21 protein-coding genes and 1 tRNA gene are annotated in these 17,829 nt (G+C 62.8%); 14 read left to right on the top strand and 8 right to left on the bottom strand.

Annotated features, from left to right (window positions below):
* Positions 1–11: 11 nt before the first annotated feature.
* Entirely contained in the window at positions 12–605 is a 594-nt protein-coding gene (gene purN, locus M3484_RS09580; protein ID WP_249496699.1) for a phosphoribosylglycinamide formyltransferase, read from the bottom strand.
* Positions 602–1,687 (bottom strand): phosphoribosylformylglycinamidine cyclo-ligase, encoded by a 1,086-nt coding sequence (gene purM / locus M3484_RS09575; protein WP_249496698.1) that lies wholly within the window; start codon positions 1,685–1,687, stop codon positions 602–604. The genes purN and purM overlap by 4 nt, the downstream gene beginning before the upstream one ends.
* A gap of 203 nt (positions 1,688–1,890) precedes the next feature.
* Between purM and M3484_RS09570 the strand changes: the two genes are divergently transcribed.
* Positions 1,891–1,966 (top strand) — tRNA-Ile (locus tag M3484_RS09570).
* Between the two features lie 68 nt (positions 1,967–2,034).
* Here M3484_RS09570 and M3484_RS09565 read toward each other — a convergent pair.
* A complete protein-coding gene (locus tag M3484_RS09565) occupies positions 2,035–3,078 on the bottom strand; it encodes a tyrosine-type recombinase/integrase (protein ID WP_249496812.1) in 1,044 nt (347 codons plus the stop codon).
* Entirely contained in the window at positions 3,078–3,263 is a 186-nt protein-coding gene (locus tag M3484_RS09560; RefSeq protein WP_249496697.1) for a hypothetical protein, read from the bottom strand. The genes M3484_RS09565 and M3484_RS09560 overlap by 1 nt, the downstream gene beginning before the upstream one ends.
* A gap of 147 nt (positions 3,264–3,410) precedes the next feature.
* Here M3484_RS09560 and M3484_RS09555 point away from each other — a divergent pair, with 147 nt between their 5' ends.
* The 12 genes from M3484_RS09555 (at position 3,411) to M3484_RS09505 (ending at position 12,272) form a co-directional block, all read left to right on the top strand.
* Positions 3,411–4,235: a hypothetical protein gene (locus tag M3484_RS09555; protein ID WP_249496696.1), complete on the top strand. Its 825-nt coding sequence runs from the start codon at positions 3,411–3,413 to the stop codon at positions 4,233–4,235.
* Positions 4,232–4,696, top strand: coding sequence for a hypothetical protein (locus M3484_RS09550; RefSeq protein ID WP_249496695.1), 465 nt, complete (start codon positions 4,232–4,234; stop codon positions 4,694–4,696). The genes M3484_RS09555 and M3484_RS09550 overlap by 4 nt, the downstream gene beginning before the upstream one ends.
* 26 nt (positions 4,697–4,722) lie before the next feature.
* Complete coding sequence (locus M3484_RS09545; protein ID WP_249496694.1) at positions 4,723–4,905, top strand: hypothetical protein; 183 nt, start codon at positions 4,723–4,725, stop codon at positions 4,903–4,905.
* An 11-nt stretch (positions 4,906–4,916) separates the two neighbouring features.
* Positions 4,917–5,204 carry a hypothetical protein gene (locus tag M3484_RS09540; RefSeq protein ID WP_249496693.1) on the top strand — a complete coding sequence of 96 codons (288 nt, stop codon included), beginning with the start codon at positions 4,917–4,919 and terminating at the stop codon, positions 5,202–5,204.
* 805 nt (positions 5,205–6,009) lie between these two features.
* On the top strand, positions 6,010–7,542 hold the full coding sequence (locus M3484_RS09535) for an acyl-CoA carboxylase subunit beta (protein WP_092896507.1): 1,533 nt from the start codon (positions 6,010–6,012) through the stop codon (positions 7,540–7,542).
* A 25-nt stretch (positions 7,543–7,567) separates the two neighbouring features.
* Complete coding sequence (locus M3484_RS09530; protein ID WP_092896510.1) at positions 7,568–7,987, top strand: DUF6497 family protein; 420 nt, start codon at positions 7,568–7,570, stop codon at positions 7,985–7,987.
* Positions 7,988–8,198: 211 nt separating this feature from the next.
* Positions 8,199–8,339: a hypothetical protein gene (locus tag M3484_RS09525; RefSeq protein WP_171909468.1), complete on the top strand. Its 141-nt coding sequence runs from the start codon at positions 8,199–8,201 to the stop codon at positions 8,337–8,339.
* Between the two features lie 222 nt (positions 8,340–8,561).
* The gene (locus M3484_RS23630) at positions 8,562–8,690 is read left to right on the top strand and encodes a hypothetical protein (RefSeq protein WP_255532374.1); all 129 of its coding nucleotides are present in this window, start codon (positions 8,562–8,564) and stop codon (positions 8,688–8,690) included.
* Between the two features lie 153 nt (positions 8,691–8,843).
* The gene (locus tag M3484_RS09520) at positions 8,844–9,242 is read left to right on the top strand and encodes a hypothetical protein (protein WP_092896512.1); all 399 of its coding nucleotides are present in this window, start codon (positions 8,844–8,846) and stop codon (positions 9,240–9,242) included.
* 181 nt (positions 9,243–9,423) lie between these two features.
* Positions 9,424–9,678 (top strand): YMGG-like glycine zipper-containing protein, encoded by a 255-nt coding sequence (locus tag M3484_RS09515; protein WP_092896514.1) that lies wholly within the window; start codon positions 9,424–9,426, stop codon positions 9,676–9,678.
* Positions 9,679–9,807: 129 nt separating this feature from the next.
* Entirely contained in the window at positions 9,808–11,811 is a 2,004-nt protein-coding gene (locus M3484_RS09510) for an acetyl-CoA carboxylase biotin carboxylase subunit (RefSeq protein ID WP_249496692.1), read from the top strand.
* Positions 11,811–12,272 (top strand): hypothetical protein, encoded by a 462-nt coding sequence (locus M3484_RS09505; RefSeq protein ID WP_249496691.1) that lies wholly within the window; start codon positions 11,811–11,813, stop codon positions 12,270–12,272. The genes M3484_RS09510 and M3484_RS09505 overlap by 1 nt, the downstream gene beginning before the upstream one ends.
* A 25-nt stretch (positions 12,273–12,297) precedes the next feature.
* Here M3484_RS09505 and M3484_RS09500 read toward each other — a convergent pair whose 3' ends face one another.
* Entirely contained in the window at positions 12,298–12,795 is a 498-nt protein-coding gene (locus M3484_RS09500) for a DUF4174 domain-containing protein (protein WP_249496690.1), read from the bottom strand.
* 92 nt (positions 12,796–12,887) lie between these two features.
* Between M3484_RS09500 and scpA the strand changes: the two genes are divergently transcribed.
* Positions 12,888–15,029 carry a methylmalonyl-CoA mutase gene (gene scpA / locus M3484_RS09495; RefSeq protein ID WP_092896520.1) on the top strand — a complete coding sequence of 714 codons (2,142 nt, stop codon included), beginning with the start codon at positions 12,888–12,890 and terminating at the stop codon, positions 15,027–15,029.
* 468 nt (positions 15,030–15,497) lie between these two features.
* Here the strand turns inward: scpA and M3484_RS09490 are convergent, their stop codons facing one another.
* Genes M3484_RS09490 through ccmI form a run of 3 tightly spaced genes read right to left on the bottom strand, consistent with a single transcriptional unit; the run spans position 15,498 to position 17,714 of the window.
* The gene (locus M3484_RS09490; protein WP_249496689.1) at positions 15,498–15,848 is read right to left on the bottom strand and encodes a DUF1289 domain-containing protein; all 351 of its coding nucleotides are present in this window, start codon (positions 15,846–15,848) and stop codon (positions 15,498–15,500) included.
* Positions 15,841–16,317 carry a Holliday junction resolvase RuvX gene (ruvX, locus tag M3484_RS09485; RefSeq protein ID WP_249496688.1) on the bottom strand — a complete coding sequence of 159 codons (477 nt, stop codon included), beginning with the start codon at positions 16,315–16,317 and terminating at the stop codon, positions 15,841–15,843. The genes M3484_RS09490 and ruvX overlap by 8 nt, the downstream gene beginning before the upstream one ends.
* Positions 16,314–17,714 (bottom strand): c-type cytochrome biogenesis protein CcmI, encoded by a 1,401-nt coding sequence (ccmI, locus tag M3484_RS09480; protein ID WP_249496687.1) that lies wholly within the window; start codon positions 17,712–17,714, stop codon positions 16,314–16,316. Before ccmI ends, ruvX begins: the two co-directional genes overlap by 4 nt.
* Between the last annotated feature and the right edge of the window lie 115 nt (positions 17,715–17,829).

Here is a 17,829-nt window from a genome sequence, read left to right as displayed (position 1 = left end):
CCAGACGCCACTCAGCCGGTGGTGACAACCGGGCTGTGATCGCCTGCCGCATAGCGGCGCAGCACTTCCGGGTAGAGACGATGTTCCTCGCGCAGAACCCGCGCGGCGAGGGTTTCGGCTGTATCCCCTGCCAGGACCGGCACCCGTGCCTGACCCAGCACTGGCCCGTCATCCAACACCGCCGTCACCTCATGCACCGTGCAGCCCGCCTCCTGGTCGCCCGCATCAAGCGCGCGCTGATGGGTGTGCAGCCCGGGATATTTCGGCAGGAGGGATGGGTGGATGTTCAGCATCCGGCCCTGAAACCGCGCGACAAAGCCCGGCGTCAGCACGCGCATGAACCCGGCAAGGCAAAGGATGTCCGGCTGTGCCGCCTCGATATGGGCGATCAGTTCGGCCTCGAAGGCCGCGCGGTCGCCTTTGAACGGGCGGTGATCGACGGCGGCCGTGGCAATGCCGGCCGCGCGCGCTTTTTCCAGCCCCGAGGCCGTGGGATCATTCGATGCCACCAGCACCGCGCGGGCCGGATGGTCGCCGGTCATCGACCTGACCAGCGCCACCATATTCGAGCCACCCCCCGAAATCAGGATGGCAACCCGTTTCACAGCAGGCGCCCTTTATAGATCACGCCTTCGCCCGAAGCATCCTGCGCCACGATCCGGCCCATCCGCACCGGCTCTTCGCCGGCGGCTTTCAGGCTGGCCTCGATTGCATCAGCCTGGCCGGCGTCAACCACCAGCATCATGCCGATGCCGCAATTGAAGGTTTTCAGCAGTTCCGGCTCCGACATGCCGGCAGTCTCGGCCAGCCAGCGGAAGACAGCCGGCAGATCCCAGGCGCCAAGGTCGATCTCGCAGGCGAGGCCGCCATTTTCGTCCGGGGCGGGCAGCACGCGCGGCGGATTTTCGGTGATGCCGCCGCCGGTGATATGCGCAAGCCCATGCACGCCGCCCAGTTTCGCCGCCGCCAGCGCCTGTTTGACGTAAAGCCGGGTCGGGGCGAGCAGCGCCTCACCCAGCGTCGATTGCGCCCAGGGGCAGGGATCGGACCAGCCAAGGCCGGAAATCTCGACCACTTTGCGCACAAAGCTATAGCCGTTGGAATGGACGCCGCTCGACTTCAGCCCGATCAGGATATCGCCCTCGGCGACCCCGGCGGGCAGGTGGGTTCCCCGCTCCATCGCGCCGACCGCAAAACCTGCGAGGTCGAAATCGCCCTTGTGATACATGCCCGGCATCTCGGCGGTTTCGCCCCCGATCAGGGCACAGCCGGAATCGGCGCAGCCCTTTGCGATGCCTTCGATGATCCGGGTCGCCTGATCGACATCAAGCTTGCCGGTGGCGAAATAGTCGAGGAAGAACAGAGGCTCCGCGCCCTGGCAGACGAGGTCATTGACGCACATTGCGACCAGATCGACGCCGATCGTATCGACATTGCCGGTATCGATCGCGATCCGAAGCTTGGTGCCAACCCCGTCGGTCGCCGCCACCAGGATCGGATCCTTATAACCCGCATCCCTGAGGTCGAAAAGCGCGCCAAAGCCGCCAAGCCCCCCCATCACGCCCTTGCGCGACGTGGCCTTTGCGGCCGGTTTGATCCGGTCGACCAGCCGGTTTCCGGCGTCGATATCGACGCCCGCGCCCGCATAGGTCAGCCCTTGTTTCCCGGCATTCTCGCTCGTGGTCATTCGCCCGTCTCCCGGCCCGCTGGTCGCCCGTTCAATATCCGGCCCGCTTAGCCCAAAGCCTTGCAAAGCGCAACGCGCCCCGGGAGGTAAGACAAAGGCAGCGGTTTCGAATCCTTGACCCCCGGCCATCATCTGCTTAGGCAGGTTGCACTTTCCGGGAGGCATATGGCACAGGGGGCACCCCCGCGTCATACGCTCCTGCCGGGCCTGTAGCTCAATGGTCAGAGCAGGGCGCTCATAACGCCTTGGTTGGGGGTTCGAGTCCCTCCGGGCCTACCATTATTCCGGTAGTGTGTTGAAAATAAAACGTTAATGTGCGCGTGGGTCACTTTTGGGCAGCGCGTGGGTCAGTCGGCCGTTCTGGGAATGATCTGATCAAGCCTGTCGACTGCATGCGCGGCGAGCCGCGCGCGCTCTGCGGACCGGATGTAAATCTTCGTCTCTGAGCTGCCGAGTTCGTGTCCGAGCAGCACGTCAATCTCACCGCTGCTGGCACCTCCGGCGGTGAGAATCGCAGACAGTCCTTTCCGCACCCCGTGCAGGCTCCGGTTCTTCAGGCCGGCAGAAACAGACCAGTCGCGAAACTTATTCCCCAGGCCAGCGGCGGAGAACGCGGCGCCGTAGCCGTTCAGCAGGTAAGTCATATTGCCATGGCCGGACAGTTCGTCGGTGAGCGCGCTGGACATTGGCATCTCGACCAGGCCGTGTGGGGCCTTGTCCTGCTTCCAGCGAAGCCATGACCGGCCGTCGCGCAGATACTCATTCTGGCGCCCGAGGCGGCAGAGATCACCACGCCGTGCAGTCGTTGCCATTGCGAGGATAAGGGCGCGCCGCGCCATCGTGCCGGGTCCGTGATGAGCAAGGAACGCGGCGATATCCTCGGCAGTCCACGCCTGAAACCCATCTGTCTTCTTGCGGTTTCGGGAGACGTCCCTTGTGGGGTTTCCGCATGTCACGTGATCGCGTCGGATTGCCCATTTATAGAGGGCAGAAATTGCCTTCAGAAGATTGTCTGCTGCGCCGGGCGTAGACATGAATTTGTCATGCAGTTTGATGACTGCGCTGCGCGGCATATTGGCGTCCTTGGACCCATACTCCTCGACCAGGCGGCCAAGATGATGCCGGTGGCCTTTCAGGGTCAGTGGAGAGGCAAGGTTTGTCGCGGCGCGCTGCTCCAGATCGGCAAGGTATAGCCCTACCAGCCATTCGACACTGCCACGTACTGCCCTCGACACCAGGACAGGGACGTCATCCCTCAAGCTCGAATAGTGATCCAGAAACTCCCGGCTTCCCGGTTCACCCTTGAGGGTGACTTTTACCTTGCCGCGTCGATACCGGTAGCGGATCGCGCCAGAAGGCAGATTTTCTTCAGTCACATATGGCAGACGCATCACGTCCACGGATCTGGTTTCCGTTCATCCTTAGCGTCCGCGTCCGCCTTGTCCACTTCGGCAGTGAGGATCCGAATTGACCCGTCGCGTGGAAATTCCAGCCCGTGGATATTGAGGCCGGCCTTCTGGGCGATGGCTATTGCCTTGAGGGAGGCGGCTTCGCTGATGGCAAATCGCTTCCCCATTATGCCGCTTCCTCCCTCACCATCAGATGGGCGCAGTTCGCCCGGGTCATTTTGGGATCTCCGGATTGCAGTCCGGGCACTGCTCAAGGATCACGTGGCTATCCATAAACCGCGTGTCCTCGCAGCGCGGGCAGTGCCACGAATTTCATGCTGGATTTCCTCGGCAGCTCGACCCTGTCCGGCGCGACCCGGGCGGGGGTGACCCTGCGCCTGCACCGGCTGGATTTCGAGGAGGTGCTGGCCAACAGCCAGACCTCGATCTACCAGCGCGCGGTTGTGGATCTGGCCGGGATACAGTCTTCCGTGGTCGGGCTGCGGGCGGTGGCGGGATCCGCCGGCGCGCTGCTGGAACTGGCCGCGCTGTCTGATCCAACCGGCAGCACGAGCATCGCCCGGATCGCCGCCCGCCATATCCGTCTTGATGGCGATGTGCTGGTCGACGGCAGTTTCAAGGTCACCGGCGCGATGATCGTCAACGATGCGGTGACGCGGGTGGCCTTCAGCGAGATGTCGGTCTCGCCGGGGGTTCTGGACAATACCGTGACCTCGCTGGTGATCATCGGCGGCGGCACCGGGATCAATGGCCCGGTTCAGCTGGACTACATCCCCTATGGTCTGAGAGCGCGCAACCGGCTCGCCTTCACGGTCACCGGCACCCTTGCGATACAGGGCACAGTTGCGGGTACCGCGACGATTGCGGTCGAGGGTCTGGCCACCAGCGGCGGCCAGGCGGGCAACTGGATCGCGCTTGATGCCCTCTATCTCACCCGAACCATCTCCTGGCCCGCGAACTTCGCCGGGCTCGATATCCCGTTCACCTTCCTTCTGACGGATCGGGACGGCGATGTGACCTCTGCCGGCATCGGCGGTCCCTTCACCGAATTCCGCGTCAAGGCATCTATGCCGGCGGCCGCAAACCGGCGCTGTCAGTTCCTCATGACCGCCATGAAAGTGGAGCAGCTCAACAGATGATCCGGGCAATTCTCACCGTCGCAGGGCTTTGCGCCACGGTTTTTTCCACACCGGCCGCTGCCGATCCTGATCGGGTATCGCTCCTGATCGGATCGGCGCATCCCGGCGATGGCGGGTATTTCGACAGCCGCAATCCGGGAGTCTTTCTGACCTGGGAGCAGCGCGGCGCGCTCGGGCTGGACATCTCGGCCGGGATTTACCGCAACAGCTATGGCCGCGCCTCGGCCGCCGTGACGGCCGCGCTGCCGCTGATCCGCTGGGAGGGCGGTGAGGCTTCGGTGCTGGCCGGGGTGGCGCTTTATCCCGGAGACGGGTGCCGCTTCGCGGTCCATGCCGGCGATCTGGTGCCGCTGGCGGGGTTCCAGATCCGCCACCGCCAGCTGTTCGTCCAGATCCTGTCCGGCGATGGCAAAGCCGCAGATGCGGTGATCGCCGCCGGAATCACCTTCGCGCTCGACTGACCCCCAACCCCTTCAGGAGACCTTCCATGCCCAATGACGACATTCAAACCGCACTCGACACGGCTGCGCTCGACCTGCTGCGCAGCGGGATAGAGGCGCTGCCCTCCGAGGTCGACGGCATCGATCTCACCCAGACCCGGCAGACCGCGCTGATCCAGCTCGAGCAGCTGCTCACCTCGGTCAAAATCCTGAACAAGCTCAGCAACTGAGGAGGTCTGACATGCCGCAACATGCCACAATGCAGATCCAGCCGCGCGCCTGGACCCGCGTCACCAGCGCCGCCGTCACCGCGCTACGACTGCAAAACCGGGGCCTCGATCCGCTCGAGGTGCAGGCCACCGCCGGCACAGTCGAGCCTGCCAATGCGATGGGCGCGCTGAGCCTTGGCTATCAGGAGGCGATCCTGCCCGACCGGCCGCTGGCGCAACTCTTCCCCGGCGTGACCGGCGCGGCTCATGTCTGGGTCTGGTCTCCGTCTGGGGGCGAGGTCTCTGTCAGCCATGTTTAAGCCCTTTGAGACCTTCCGGCTGGCGGGAGGCGCGGCCCTCTGTACGTCTGCCGCGCTCTTTGCCGCAGGGCAGGCCGGGCATTGGTCCAAAGTCAGTGAGGTTATGACGATGCTGTTTCAGGACGCCGCCGGCACCATTCCGGCAACCCCGGGCAGAACAACCGGCGCTGCAAACGCCTCACTGCGCGGCCGTTCCCAGGAATGGATGTGCCAGGTTTCATTCAGACGCTCGAGCACATCGGAGGCAATGCCGGACCAGAGGGGGCGAGTGTAAGGCTTGAGCTTCGGCACGGCGGTAAGCTCCTTTCGGTATAAAGTTCACTGGTTCGAAAAGCGGGCGCTTATCGGTTCGGGTGAATGATGAATGTTGGAGGCTGGGACAGTCGTGCTTGAGAAAGCCGGCCTGAACTTCAGCGGGTGAGCGTCAGGTTGGCGAGCGGGCAATGCAGCGTCAAGCGACGCCGCCTAAGACATTGGGGACGCGTCTCACGGCGATCATGGATGAAGTGCTGGAGGGTGGATTTTGTTAGGGTATTGAAATATAATGATATAATTCAAGTTTAGCCAAAGATGGTCGTTAATCACCTTGTTTATGGTCGCCGAAAACCCGGAACTGGGCCTTAATCGGCTGGTAATTCACAACTACAAAGCTGCCCAGGCCTGGTGAGGTCCTAGAAAGTGAGTTTGTTTGCTTATTTGCATTTTGCGAAAATTGTGATGGCAATAGTTTGCAAATTTCCGAAGTTTCGTTTTCTTTTCCTGTCGCGCAATATTATTGTCCTCTCGATTCCCGGGGAGGTGCGCCATGAAAGATATCCTGCAAGAGCTTGAAGACCGTCGCGCGGTGGCGCGGGCAGGGGGCGGGCAGCGGCGTATCGATGCGCAGCATGCCAAGGGGAAACTCACCGCGCGCGAGCGGATCGGGCTTTTGCTCGATGAGGGCTCGTTTGAGGAATTCGACATGTTCGTCGCCCATCGCTGCACCGATTTCGGGATGGAGCAGGACCGGCCTCCGGGGGATGGGGTCGTCACCGGCTGGGGCACGATCAATGGCCGCATGGTCTATGTCTTCAGCCAGGATTTCACCGTGTTCGGCGGCTCGCTCTCCGAGACCCATGCGCAGAAGATCTGCAAAATCATGGATATGGCGATCCAGAATGGGGCGCCGGTGATCGGGATTAACGATTCCGGCGGGGCGCGGATCCAGGAGGGCGTGGCTTCGCTTGCCGGCTATGCCGATGTGTTCCAGAGGAATGTTCTGGCCTCGGGCGTGGTGCCGCAGATCTCGCTCATCATGGGGCCCTGCGCAGGGGGCGCGGTCTATTCGCCGGCGATGACAGACTTCATCTTCATGGTGAAAGACAGCTCTTACATGTTCGTCACCGGCCCGGATGTGGTGAAAACCGTCACGAATGAGGTGGTGACGGCCGAGGAGCTCGGTGGCGCCTCGACCCATACGAAGAAATCTTCGGTGGCGGATGGTGCCTTTGAAAACGACGTCGAGGCGCTGGCCGAGATCCGCCGGCTGTTTGACTTCCTGCCGCTCAACAATCGCGAAAAAGCACCGGTGCGGCCCTTCTTTGACGAGCCGGGCCGGATCGAGCAGAGCCTTGACACGCTGATCCCTGACAATCCGAACCAGCCCTATGACATGAAAGAGCTGATCCATAAGATCGCCGATGAAGGTGATTTTTACGAGATCCAGAAGGATTACGCCGGCAATATCATCACTGGTTTCATCCGGATCGAGGGGCAGACGGTGGGCGTGGTCGCGAACCAGCCGATGGTGCTGGCGGGGTGCCTCGATATCGATTCCAGTCGCAAGGCGGCACGGTTCGTGCGCTTTTCCGATGCGTTCGAGATCCCGATCCTGACGCTGGTTGACGTGCCGGGCTTTCTGCCGGGCACAAGCCAGGAATATGGCGGCGTGATCAAGCATGGCGCGAAACTGCTGTTCGCTTACGGCGAGGCGACGGTGCCCAAGGTCACGGTGATCACCCGCAAGGCTTATGGCGGCGCCTATGATGTGATGTCCTCGAAACATCTGCGCGGCGATTTCAACTATGCCTGGCCCACCGCCGAGATCGCGGTGATGGGGGCGAAGGGCGCGGTCGAGATCCTGTACCGCTCGGAGCTGGGCGATAAGGACAGGATCGCCGAACGCACGAAGGATTATGAGGACCGTTTCGCCAATCCTTTCGTCGCGGCCGAGAAGGGCTTTATCGATGAGGTGATCCAGCCCAGATCCACCCGGCGGCGTGTGGCGCGCGCTTTTGCGAGCCTTCGCAACAAGAAGCTCTCGAACCCGTGGAAGAAGCACGACAATATCCCGCTCTGAAACCCCCATGAGGTGAGGTCGGGATATGTCTTCTCTGTTCAGCCGTCTTTTTATTGCCAGTTCTCTGGCGCTTTGCCTTGCGGCGGGGCGCTGCGACGATGGGGAGGCCGCCGCGACGGGCGAGGGGGTAATCGCGCTGCCTTCGGGCAAAGCCGCCGAATGGCTCGACGTGCAGAGCGATACAGCCGGAGTTGAGGGCGCGACCGCGCGCTTTCGTTTCATCGACAAGAGCCTGAAGCCGGGCGAGGACCGCAGCGAAGATATGCAGAGCCTTTGTGACACATTCGCGCGTGAGCGGGTTGCGGCCATGGTGCCCGCGCCGCGCCAGATCGTGATCACTCTGGCCGATCGCCCGGTGCCTTTCGGCGCAACCGATCCCGAAGCCGTGCAGCTTTTCGAGGCGTATCGCCTCGAAAACGCTGCCTGCATCTGGGAGATGTTCTGAAGATGGCACTACATCTGGTTGAAAACAGGGGTAAAACACCCGCTTCTGATGTAATGGAGTCACAGGGTGGCAACTTACTCACGCGCGCGTGTTTTTCGGCCCCGGATTCCGCTATCTTCACCTCAGGCCGACCCCAAGCGGCCTTTACCTCGCAAAGGGACAGGGCCGGCATAGTGCTGGCCTCAAGATCCCTGAATGAATGGAGCAGAAGATGTCGAGCACTATCCGTATTGTCGTTGCACTGGCTTTCGTGGGCACCATTGCTGCCTGCGCAAAGAAAGTTGAAGAAGAAGTGGTGTATATCGACCAGCCGGTTTCGGTCGAGCCGGTCTATACCGGTAAATACAAGTAAGACGACCGCTCAGCCCGGACGAAGATTCGGACGGGCTGAGCCGTTTCTGCGGCGCGTGGCACTGGCCGGCGCCGCTTGTTTTGGGCCAGTCTCAAAGCATGTCAGAGCTGTTGCCGCATTCGTTGCGCAGGCTTTTGCAAATTCTGTGAAATCTCCGATTCCCTTCTGCGAGCGCACACCATATGGTGCGGCACATCACCCTGATTCGCACTGGAGGTTGTCATGCGGACCACTGCTATCGTCGCCCTTATCGCTCTCTCGACCCTGGCCGCTTGCGCCAAGAAAACCGAGACCGTTGTTGTTGCTGAGCCCGTTTCGGTCGAGCCGACCTACACCGGCAAGTACAAGTGATTTCGCAGGGCGGTTGATCCCTGACGGATCGGCCGCCCGGCTTTCTTGCCTGACCGGATTTATTCCGGGTTTTCTGTCGAATGTTTCCCGCGCCGCTGGCGCCACGCCTGCCCAGCCTGCTAAAGCCGGTTCCGCAAAGAAAGGAACCGCGCCATGTTAAAGCACAGGGGCTTTCCGGGGCGTCTTACCGGAACCGATTTCCAGTTCACCATCCGTCGTGCCAATCTCAAGGATGGGCCTGCAAAGATCATCCGCCGCGAGCGGTTCAGGGATCGCAAATTCGTCGACCGCAAGGCTGACGAGGCCTTTATGGCGGCACTCTGGGCCTGTTTCGGCGAAGAGGTTTTCGAGCGTGGCAATCTTGATGCCGGGCGTCTGTCCTGGCTGTTTGGCCGCGAGGTCGTGCCCGCAGAGGATCCCTTCAACCCGGCCAGCTATGAGGCCCTGCTGAAGATCGACGTCAAGCGTGCCGAGGCGGCCTTTCCGGCGGTCTTCGCGCCGGATGCGCCGGCAGTCAGCTTTGATGAGGATGACGGGGAGGATTGGGAATGATCCTCCTGCCGGCAGTCTTTTCGCGTAACATGCCCCCGGCAGCCCCGGCCATAAACGCCGGCCTGGCGGGTTTCAGCCGCTTTGGCGGTCGCATTTACGTGAAAACTGCCGGCATATCTTTTGCAACGCAAAAGAATGCGCTAGAATCGGCCTCAACCATAACAAACCGAGGCAGTCTCTCATGCGTAAACTTGTCCTGCTCCTCCCGATTCTCGCCCTGCCGCTGGCTGGCTGCGTCAATAATGGCGGCGGCTATAACAACGGCTATGGCAGCTCTTCGCCGATGGACAGCGCCGCTGTGCGCACCGTTGGCGGCGCTGCGGCCGGCGCGCTGGTTGCAAGCGCAACCGGTGGTTCGAAAACCCAGGGTGCCCTCATCGGCGCCGTTGCCGGCGGGGGCTCCTGCATGGTGCCCGGCCTCAACAACTGTAACTGATCCGTCACCCGCAGCCGCGGGGTCTGATCTTATTTTCGACAATCTGAAACGGGGTCTTCCGGCAGCACATGCCGGAGGACCCTTTTGCATTTCGGCCCGTTTGGCCCGGGCCGGGACTGAGGGAGAGCCATGTTCAAGAAGATCCTGATCGCGAACCGGGGTGAGATCGCCTGCCGTGTCATAAAGACCGCGCGGAAGATGGGCATTAAGACGGTCGCCGTCTATTCCGATGCCGACCGCAACGCGCTGCATGTGCAGATGGCGGATGAGGCCGTGCATATCGGCCCGGCCCCGGCGAACCAGTCCTACATCGTGATCGGGAAGATCCTTGACGCCATCCGCCAGACCGGCGCCGAGGCGGTGCATCCGGGCTATGGCTTCCTGTCTGAGCGGATGGATTTCGCCGCCGCCCTTGAGGAAATGGGCGTGGTGTTCATCGGGCCGCCCTCTCCGGCGATCGAGAAGATGGGCGATAAGATCACCTCAAAGAAACTGGCGCAGGAGGCCGGGGTCTCGACGGTGCCGGGCTATATGGGGCTGATTGCCGACGCGGAAGAGGCTGCGCGCATCTCGGACCAGATCGGCTATCCGGTGATGATCAAGGCCTCTGCGGGCGGTGGCGGCAAAGGGATGCGGATCGCCTGGTCGGCCGATGAGGCGCGCGAAGGGTTCGAGTCGTCAAAGAGCGAGGCGGCGAACAGCTTCGGCGATGACCGCATTTTCATTGAAAAATTCGTGACGCAGCCGCGCCATATCGAGATCCAGGTGCTGGCCGACAAACACGGCAATACCGTCTATCTGCATGAGCGCGAATGTTCGATCCAGCGCCGGAACCAGAAGGTCATTGAAGAGGCGCCGTCGCCCTTCCTTGACGAGGCGACCCGCAAGGCGATGGGCGAACAGGCCTGTGCGCTGGCGAAAGCGGTGGGTTACACCAGTGCGGGGACGGTGGAATTCATCGTCGATGGCGCGCGGAATTTCTACTTCCTCGAGATGAACACCCGGTTGCAGGTGGAACATCCCGTGACCGAACTGATCACAGGTATCGACCTTGTCGAGCAGATGATCCGTGTGGCAGCGGGCGAGAAACTGCCCTTCGTGCAATCGGATCTGAAGATCAACGGCTGGGCGATGGAAAGCCGGCTTTACGCCGAAGACCCCTATCGCAACTTCCTGCCTTCGATCGGTCGCCTGACCCGTTACCGCCCGCCCGCTGAGGGGCAGACCGCGCGCGGTGGCATCGTGCGCAATGATACCGGCGTCTATGAGGGCGGCGAGATCTCGATGTATTACGACCCGATGATCGCGAAGCTCTGCACCTGGGCGCCGACCCGTGAGGCCGCGATTGGCGAGATGCGCCTGGCGCTGGACACATTCGAGGTCGAGGGGATCGGCCATAACCTGCCCTTCGTCGCGGCGGTGATGGATCACCCGAAATTCGTCGCAGGTGACATCACCACCGCCTTTATCGCCGAAGAGTATCCCGAGGGCTTCCAGGGCGCGACGCTGCCCGAGACGGAGCTGAAGCGGATGGCGGCGGCGGCGGCAGCGATGAACCGCGTGGCCGAGATCCGGCGGACGAAGATTTCCGGCACGATGGACAATCACCAGCGCAGGGTGGGGGATGACTGGGTCGTGAGCCTTGGCGGCCATGATTTCGCGGTGACGATTGCGGCGGATCGCGAGGGCTCGACCGTGGGCTTTGCAGATGGCAGCAGCCTGCGCGTGAGTTCAGACTGGGTGCCGGGCCAGCCGCTGGCGCGGATCGCGGTCGATGGTTCGGATCTGGTGATGAAGGTCGACAAGATCCCGATGGGGTTCCGCCTGCGCAGCCGTGGCGCTGATCTGAAAACACATGTGCGCAGCCCCCGCGCGGCAGAACTTGCCAGGCTGATGCCCGAGAAACTGCCGCCGGACACCTCGCGTTTCCTTCTGTGCCCGATGCCCGGGCTGGTGGTGAAGATCCAGGTCGAGGAAGGCCAGGAGGTCCAGGAAGGCCAGGCGCTCGCCACTGTCGAGGCGATGAAGATGGAGAACATCCTGAAGGCCGAGAAGAAGGGCGTGGTGAAGCTGATCAAGGCCAAGGCCGGCGAAAGCCTGCGCGTTGACGACGTCATTATGGAGTTTGAATGATGTCACCCTCCGCCGTCAGACTCTGTGTCGCCTGTGTGATCTCCGCCGTGTTGGCGGCGGGGGCAGGTTTTGGCTTCATGGCGCTCCCGGCACTCAACATGCTGAGCGGGGACGGCGCCAATCCCGTATCAGATCTCGGGTTCGGCGTGCTGCTTGTGCTGGGGGTACTGGCGGTGTTTCAGCTGGCGTTCGGGCTGATGACGGGAAATGGGCGCGGTCTGCTTTATCGGCTGGTTGCGCCTCTGGTTCTGGCAATCGCGCTCGGGGGGGGCTGGTTGCTTTCCCTGACGCCGCTGGACGAGGGGCCGCGTATCAATGACCTGGACGGTTATGGCCACGCCTTCATTGACATGGTGCAACATGCGGCGGTGATCGCCTTGGTTTCGCTTGCCCTGACGCTGATAGCTGGTCTCACCGTTGTGCTGTCCGAGGCCTCGCGTTCGCGCGGGGACATCAGTTGAGCGGGCAGCAAAATGAGGCGGAGCGTTACCGCCCCGCCGGGTTCTTCTCAAGCGCCTCGGTGCGGGCGATGGGCATTTTGTCGATGGTGTTGATGATCTCGCGTGCCGCGCGGGGCGAAGGGCGGCGGACCGGCGAGCGCCAGTCCTTGTCCATCATCACCAGAGAAAACCCACGCGGGCGCAGTTTGCGGCGGATCTCGGACGGGGTTGCGGGGTCGGTATCGGTGATCAGCACCACATCCCGCGCCGTCAGCTGCGGGTAAAGGTCGGGCAGGATCTCCATCTGCCGGATGAAATTCGGGTCGTGCGGATTGTCGGCAAAGACGATCACAGGGCGCCGAACGAACAATTCGTCTGCTTCGGAAATCTCTGAGGCAGGCACCGGGCCGAACGGGACGCCCAGATCGGGCAACTCTGCTGTCGGCTCTTCAGACGAGGCCTCCTGCGCCTGCAGGAGGGAGGGAACAAGGCCCGCAATTGCGGCCATGAGAACGAGGGAACGGCGGTCGAGCTTATGATCCATGCTCCGGATATAGAGTGGATCGGGCGAAACCCCAAGCGGCGAGATGCGTCTGATCGACAGATCGGGCCAGTCTGGCGAACGGAGTGACGAGAATGAGCGATCAGAACACCCCTGACCTGGCCTCCTGGGAGGCTCTGGCCTCGAAGGAGCTGAAGGGCAAACCTGCCTCCAGCCTGAACTGGCAGACGCTGGAGGGGATCGAGGTCAAGCCACTCTATACGGCGGCCGATCTGGAGGGGCTGCCGCAACTGGGCGAGCTTCCGGGTGTGGCGCCCTTCACCCGTGGTCCGCGCGCGACGATGTATGCGGGCAGGCCCTGGACGATCCGGCAATATGCGGGGTTTTCGACCGCTGAAGAGAGCAATGCCTTTTACCGCAAGAACCTTGCAGCGGGGCAGCAGGGCGTCTCGGTCGCTTTCGATCTGGCCACGCATCGGGGCTATGACAGCGATCACCCGCGCGTGGTGGGGGATGTGGGCAAGGCCGGTGTGGCAATCGATTCCGTCGAGGATATGAAGATCCTGTTCGACGGCATTCCCTTGGATAAAGTCTCGGTTTCCATGACGATGAATGGCGCGGTGATCCCGATCCTCGCCTCGTTCATCGTGGCGGGCGAAGAGCAGGGCCATTCGCGCAGCCTTCTTTCGGGCACCATTCAGAATGACATTCTGAAAGAGTTCATGGTCCGCAATACCTATATCTATCCGCCTGAGCCAAGCATGCGGATCATCGCGGATATCATCGAATATACCTCGAAAGAGATGCCGAAATTCAATTCGATCTCGATCTCCGGCTATCACATGCAGGAGGCGGGGGCGAATCTCGTCCAGGAGCTGGCCTATACGCTGGCCGACGGGCGCGAATATGTCCGGGCCGCGCTGGCGGCCGGGATGAATGTCGATGATTTCGCCGGGCGGCTGTCATTCTTTTTTGCCATCGGCATGAATTTCTTCATGGAAATTGCGAAACTCAGGGCGGCGCGGATGCTCTGGACCCGCATCATGCAGGAGTTTGAACCCAGGAAGCTGTCCTCGCTGATGCTGCGCACTCATTGCCAGACATCCGGCGTCAGCCTGCAAGAGGCCGATCCCTATAACAACGTGGTCCGCACCGCCTATGAGGCGATGTCGGCGGCTCTTGGGGGGACGCAGAGCCTTCATACCAATGCGCTCGACGAGGCGATTGCGCTGCCGACCGAATTCTCGGCCCGGATCGCAAGGAACACCCAGCTGATCTTGCAGGAAGAGACCGGCATCACCCATGTCGTCGATCCGCTGGCAGGGTCTTACTATGTCGAAAGCCTGACCGCGCAACTGGCAGAAGAGGCCTGGAAGCTGATTGAAGAGGTCGAGGCGATGGGGGGCATGACCAAGGCGGTTGCCTCGGGCATGCCGAAGCTGAGGATCGAGGAAACCGCGGCCCGGCGTCAGGCGATGATCGATCGCGGCGAAGAGGTCGTGGTCGGCGTCAACAAATACCGCAAGGCGAAAGAAGACCCGATCGACATTCTCGAGATCGACAATATGAAAGTGCGCGATGCCCAGATCGCGCGGCTTGATCAGATCCGCGCGACCCGTGACCAGGTGGCCTGTGATGCGGCGCTCCTGGAACTGGGGCGACGCACTGTCGAGGGCGGCAATCTGCTGGAAGCGGCCGTCGAATGCGCGCGGATGCGGGCTTCCCTTGGGGAAATCAGCCTCGCGATGGAAGGTACATTCGGGCGTCACAGGGCGGAGGTGAAGACTTTGGCAGGGGTTTACGGAGCCGCCTATGAGGGCGATGCGGGATTCGAGGCGATCCAGAAAGACGTCGAGGCTTTCGCGGAAGAAGAGGGCCGCCGGCCCCGGATGCTGGTCGTGAAAATGGGCCAGGACGGACATGATCGCGGTGCCAAGGTGATCGCGACCGCCTTTGCCGATATCGGCTTTGACGTGGATGTGGGGCCTTTGTTCCAGACCCCGGAAGAGGCCGCGCAGGATGCCATCGACAATGACGTCCATATCATCGGTATCTCGTCCCAGGCGGCGGGGCATAAGACACTCGCGCCCCTGCTGATCGCGGCGCTGAACAAGGCCGGTGCGGGGGATATCATGGTGATCTGCGGCGGCGTGATCCCGCAACAGGATTACGAATACCTGAAGACGGCCGGCGTGAAGGCGATCTTCGGGCCCGGCACCAATATCCCCGATGCGGCGAAAGAGATCCTCGACCTGATCCGGGCGACACGCGCCTGATACCGGCATTTTTACAGTGGAAAGGGGGCGATACCGCCCCCTTTTTCATTTGATGAGGTTTGCTTTGCGGCTTGCTGGGCTGATGGCCCTTTCACTGATCCTGCTATGGCTGAGACATTGCTCCTGGACCTTCTCGACCCGGGCGCCCGCGCCGCCCCGTCATACGGCTGTCCCGCCGGACATAGAGGCGAAGGCACAATGGCAGACAGACATCCCGGGCCGGGATCAGAATGCGTCGCAGGAGCGGCAATGCGCGATGATCCCGACGCATCCTCTCTCGCAAAAAAGGTGCAACACCGCGCGCCGCAGGCGTGGATCCGGCGGGCACGCTTTGGGGCCGCCCCTCTCTACCCATCCACGGGAAAGACAAGAGGCAGATGACATCGCCTCCATTCCCCTTCATCTGTCCTTAAATATCCCGGGGGACGCGGCAAAGCCGCGCGGGGGCAGGGCCCCCGACTGGCGCCCTCACTCCTCTCCCCGGCCGAGCCGGGCCGCGCGACCGCCCCGACGCTTGACCAGCGAGGCCGCGCGCGAGGGCAGCTCATCCATGATACGCCGGCGCTCGGGTGCGGTGATCGAGGACCAGGCGCCGATCTCTGAAAGCGTGCGGTAGCACCCGACGCAGATCTTCGCCTCGGAATGGATCACACAGATCTTCACGCAGGGGCTCTCGATTTCGTTGCGGGCCCAGATGTCGTCCTTCACGATCTGCCTTTCTGGCTTCGGCCCCGGATCTTTGGTCATCCGCTCACCGGTCCGGCTGTCACCGGTGCCTGGATCCTCAGAGACCCGATCATCGGGACCGCGCTCATCCATGGCGCGCGATCTGGTCCAGCCGGTCCAGTGCGCCTTGCAGAATATAGCCCGCCGCCACCGCGTCGATCACCTCTTTCCGACGCTTTCTCGACGCATCCGCCTCAAGAAGCGCCCTTTCTGCCGCAACGGTTGACAACCGCTCATCCCACCAGGTGATCGGCAGTGGCGTCAGCTTTTCCAGATTGCGGGCGAAGGCGCGGGTGGATTGTGCCCGCGGCCCCTCGCTGCCATCCATATTCAGCGGCAGGCCCAGCACGATCGCCTTCCCCTCGCGCGCCTTTATCAGATCCAGCAGCTTCGCCGCATCGAGGGTGAATTTCTCGCGCCGGATCACCAGGGTCGGCGTGGCGACCGAGCGGCGCAGGTCCGAGATCGCGACGCCGATGGTTTTGGTGCCCAGATCCAGACCGATAATCGCGCCGGAAGGCGGCAGTTCGGCTATAAGCTCCGAGATATCATCAAGGATCATGGCGTGACCTCGGCCGCGGGGATGGCTTTGGCGGCGGCTTCGATCAGCGCGCGCTCAGCGGCCCCGGATTCCCCTGGCTCCTCCGGCCAGGCGCTGCGGGCGCGCGTCAGCATGTCCCGCGCCTCGTCCATCCGTCCCAGCACCACAAGGCCGCGGATCAGCTGTGCCCATTCCGCGCCCGAGCCGCCCTCGCTTTGCAGCCGCGCGCCGAGGCCCGCAACCATTCCCGCCGCCATCTCGCTGATCTCGGCCTCGCTTTTACCGGCGGCGGCCGCGATGTCTTCGGCACCAGGCCCGCGCAGCGCCTGGTCTCCGGCTGCCGCTTCTGCCTCGGGCAGCTGATAATCCCAGGCCCCGGCGAACCAGGCCGCAGCCCGGATCTGATCACGCAGGCGCGGCACCCAGAACCCATCCAGCGGCCCCTGTTCGATCAGCGGCCGCCAGAGCGCGAAGGCCCGGTCCGGCCGCCCGCCCTGGGCATAAAGCTCGCCGGCAAAGAGAAAGAGGGGGCCGGTGGCCTCGCTGACCGGCGGCAGCGCCGTCAGCACCGCGCGGTCCTCGCCCCGGGGCTGGAAGCCCTGGGCTGCGGCCAGCAAAAGATCCGCCACCCGGTCAAGCCCGGCGCGCCCGTCAAGGCCAAGGCCCCGGACCACCTCGGCCTCGGCCTCGGGCGAGACATAGCCCGAGGCCTGTTCCACCAGCAAAAGCGTCAGAAAGCTGTAATCAGTTGCGCTGGCCTCAGCCCCGCGCACCTCGATCAGACGCCGCTGCGCGCGGATCGCATCGGCGTAATTCCCCAGCCGCGCCTCGATGGTCGCGCGCAGCCCGAGGCCCTGGAGGTTGTCAGTCACCGCCGGATCCACCGTTTCGCGCAGCTTTTGCAGCGGCTCGACCATGTCCGGCTCCGGCTCGGCCGGGATGATCGGGGGCAGATTTGCGACATAGACCGCCTGCGAGGGTCGGGTTGCCATGCGGGCTTCGGCCTCGGCCAACCGCGTCGCCATTGGCAGATCAGGCTGCCCGGGCCGCCCGAGCTGCAGATAGAGAAATACCGCCCCGGCCACCGCAATTACGATAACCGCGGCCGCCAGCACCAGATCGCGCGGCGAGCCGGCATCCGAAACAGCGCGCCGGTTCTGACGGTCTGCCTCCAGGAGCCGGCGCCCGATTTCCGCCCTGAGCCGCTGTGCCTCGGCCCCGGCAAGCGCCCCGCGCGCCTCATCCTTTCCGATCCCGGCAAGCTGCTGGCGATAAAGGCTGACATCCCGTGCGAGTTCCGGTTCCGGCGGGGTGCGGCGGGCAAAGAACAGGCTGAGGGTCAGGAGGATCGCAATCCCGCCCGCAAGCATCGCCGCCACCATCCAGAACCCGGTGGCATCGCCCAGTCCATCCATCATCCGCCCCATCATCCGCGCATCAACCCTGATGGTGATGTAATGGTTTTAGCCGCTTTGCAAAAGCCCGCCCTGCCGGGCCAATCGACGCAGCCCGGCGGGCAGGTGCTGGCCAGCG

The sequence above is a fragment of the Pseudomonas sp. GX19020 genome, assembly GCF_023371075.1.
GTDB lineage: Bacteria > Pseudomonadota > Alphaproteobacteria > Rhodobacterales > Rhodobacteraceae > Pseudogemmobacter.
Note: the sequence above shows the minus strand (reverse complement) of the source record. Positions and strands in the feature narration are given on the sequence as shown.